Source organism: Lactobacillus helveticus DSM 20075 = CGMCC 1.1877 (assembly GCF_000160855.1).
GTDB lineage: Bacteria > Bacillota > Bacilli > Lactobacillales > Lactobacillaceae > Lactobacillus > Lactobacillus helveticus.
Map to the genome: position 1 here is coordinate 51,215 of NZ_GG700759.1, position 2,986 is coordinate 54,200.

General features: G+C 38.3%; 3 protein-coding genes and 1 pseudogene. All 4 read right to left on the reverse strand.

Translation table 11 applies throughout. The annotated features are described in order from the left end of the window. Positions 1 to 48 precede the first annotated feature (48 nt). A complete protein-coding gene (ptsP, locus tag HMPREF0518_RS08385) occupies positions 49 to 1,782 on the reverse strand; it encodes a phosphoenolpyruvate--protein phosphotransferase (protein WP_003627781.1) in 1,734 nt (577 codons plus the stop codon). Beyond that, positions 1,782 to 2,048 (reverse strand): phosphocarrier protein HPr, encoded by a 267-nt coding sequence (locus HMPREF0518_RS08390; protein ID WP_003627782.1) that lies wholly within the window; start codon positions 2,046 to 2,048, stop codon positions 1,782 to 1,784. The genes ptsP and HMPREF0518_RS08390 overlap by 1 nt, the downstream gene beginning before the upstream one ends. A 113-nt stretch (positions 2,049 to 2,161) precedes the next feature. Beyond that, positions 2,162 to 2,344 carry a hypothetical protein gene (locus tag HMPREF0518_RS08395; RefSeq protein WP_012211588.1) on the reverse strand — a complete coding sequence of 61 codons (183 nt, stop codon included), beginning with the start codon at positions 2,342 to 2,344 and terminating at the stop codon, positions 2,162 to 2,164. A 148-nt stretch (positions 2,345 to 2,492) separates the two neighbouring features. Further along, positions 2,493 to 2,986 (reverse strand): annotated as a pseudogene (locus tag HMPREF0518_RS09875) (IS4 family transposase); the annotation flags it as partial.

A 2,986-nucleotide genomic window follows, 5' to 3' on the forward strand; every position in this document is an offset into this window, starting at 1 on the left:
ACAAAAAAATAGACCTTTCGGTCTCTTTTATCAATTCAAAATATGAATTTATTTGTTAATTTTCTTCATTAAGTCATTAACTAACTTTTCATTTTCTTCAGCAGTTTCTGAAACGAAACATGCTTCATTAGCTAATTCCTTAAGATCCTTAGTATCAAACTTCTTCATTAAGCTTCTGATACGTAAGATTGAAGTTGCACTCATTGAGTATTCATCAAGTCCCATTGAAAGTAAGATTGGGAACATGGTGTTATCACCGGCAGCTTCACCACACATACCACACCAAATACCATTTTCATGAGCAGCATCAATGGTGTGCTTAATCAAACGAAGTACTGATGGGTTATATGGTTGGTACAAGTATGATACGTTGTCGTTACCACGGTCAGCAGCCATAGTGTATTGGATCAAGTCGTTAGTACCAATTGAGAAGAAGTCAACTTCCTTAGCGAATTGATCAGCTAAAACAGCAGCTGCAGGAACTTCGATCATCATACCAACTTGTAAGTCGTCACCGATCTTAACGCCCTTTTCAACAAGCTTTTGCTTTTCATCATTCAAAATAGCCTTAGCTTGACGAAGTTCAGCCAATGTACCAATCATTGGGAACATAATACCAAGCTTACCGTATGCTGAAGCACGAAGCAAAGCTCTTAATTGGGTACGGAAAATCTTTTCGTTCTTAAGTGAAAGACGAATAGCACGTACACCTAAGAATGGGTTCATTTCATCTGGCAAGTCCCAGTAATCTAGGTGCTTGTCACCACCGATATCCATTGTTCTGATGATAACTTGCTTGCCGTTCATGCCTTCGATAACTTTCTTGTAAGCTTCGAATTGATCATCTTCAGTTGGGAAGTCTGATGAATCCATGTACAAGAATTCAGTTCTGTACAAACCAACAGCTTCAGCGCCGTTTTCATGTACACCAAGCATATCATTAGGAGTACCAATGTTAGCTGCAATAGTAAATTGCTTACCGTCAGCAGTTACTGAAGGTTCGTCCTTTAACTTCTTCCATTCAGCCTTTTGCTTTAAGAAGGCTTCACCCTTCTTCTTGTAGTCAGCTACTTGATCATCACTAGGATCAATAATAGCTACACCATCAAGACCATCATCAATTAACATATCGCCGTTCTTAACGTCTTTAGTAATTGAATCAGTACCAACTACAGCTGGTAATTCAAGAGAACGTGCCATGATTGCTGAGTGAGCAGTACGACCACCAATATCAGTAATAAAGCCCTTAACGTATTTCTTGTTAAGTTGTGCAGTATCACTTGGAGTCAAGTCATGAGCAACAACGATTACTTCATGGTCAATTGAAGCTGGGTTTGGTAATTCCTTACCAAGCAAGTGAGCCATAATACGCTTAGAAACATCACGTACATCGGCAGCACGTTCTTGCATGTAAGGATTATCAGTCATGCTTTCAAAAATTTGAATAAATTTTTGTGCAGTTTCATCTAATGCAGCTTCTGCATTAATCTTTGAATCCTTAATTTCATTCTCAATGGCACCAGTAAATTCTGGATCATTCAAAATCATTAAGTGAGCTTCAAAAACTTGAGATTCTTCTTCACCCAAGCTCTTCTTAGCAACATCACGGATTTTTTCAACTTCAGCAGTTGAAGTCTTAATAGCATCCTTGTAACGAGCTACTTCAGCTTCAACGTCATCAACTGAAGACTTTGAAAATGAAAGATCAGGCTCCACAAGAAGATATGCTGGAGCAATGGCAATACCATCACTAGCAGCAATTCCTTTTAAGGTCTCGGTCATTATTCAGCTAAGCCTTCTTTTTTCATAGTGTCAGCAATTGCGTCTAATGCATCTTTTTCATCGTCACCTTCAGCAGTGATAGTAACATCAGCGTTTTGGCCAACACCAAGTGACATAACACCCATGATTGACTTCAAGTTTACTGACTTGCCGTTGTATTCCAAGTTAACATCTGAACTGAACTTTGAAGCAGCTTGTACTAAAAGAGTAGCTGGACGTGCATGAATACCTGTTTCAGCAACAATATGAAAATCGCGTTTTTCCATTATAAATATCTCCTTTAAATTTAAAAAATTAAACTAGTAATAAATACCCATTCAGGTATTAGATTATCATGTTTTTACAGTTTAGACAACAATAATGTAACAGCTTACATTATTCAATCGTCAGTGTTCGTAGTGGTATATACAATAGCACCGCCTCTTTCTGCTCTGCCGGTAATATATTGTCTTTTGCCATAATTTCTAATAGTTTTTTGTAAATCAAAGGCATCTTCGGGCTCTACCTTATATTCTTTGAGCTCACCAGATACCAATTGGTCTAAAATTTTTTGATAATCCAAAAATATCACCACTCTTTTTATATTTTATAATTTTTTCATTGTTTATTCTACTATTTATGTTAATTTTTTAAAATATTACTTAAACTTCCCACACCAAAAAGAACTATGAAGCCTTGAAAACTCAATAGTTTAGCCAGTAAATATTCAATTAAGCTGCTAATGATGGCGATATAGCCTCTTGCATGTACTTCGGGAGGCGTAAAATGAAAGCGTTGGTGAACTTTTCCATCTGCTCTTCTGTCGGTTGGAAGATCTCTTTCACGCTCTCAAACATGGCTTCTACCAGGATCTGAAGGGAGTGATGAAAGTGATGTCCGCAAGCTCGTCCACCATGTAGTAAAAGAGCTCGCCTATTGTCCTATCGTCTTCATCATCTCGCTTCTCAACTGACATGAACATATAGCGCAGAAAGACGAAAGCCGTATGGGCAGTCAATGCATCATATGAGAGGCCATGGTATTCAGTACCGAGCTTCAAGAAACTCTTGCAGGTCTTGAAGAAGACCTCGATATCCCATCTTTTGCCGTAAATTCTGATGATTTCATTTTCATCGATCGTCATGTCCGTGCAAATAAGAGCGATCCAGTCTTTGCGGTTGGAGCGATTTCTTACGCAGACTATTCTGGCATCAATCTGGGCACC

What these genes read in the sequence shown, in the direction of transcription:
- ptsP (WP_003627781.1), bottom strand. Translation starts at nt 1,782, where the DNA reads ATGACCGAGACCTTAAAAGGAATTGCTGCTAGTGATGGTATTGCCATT.
- HMPREF0518_RS08390 (WP_003627782.1), bottom strand. Translation starts at nt 2,048, where the DNA reads ATGGAAAAACGCGATTTTCATATTGTTGCTGAAACAGGTATTCATGCA.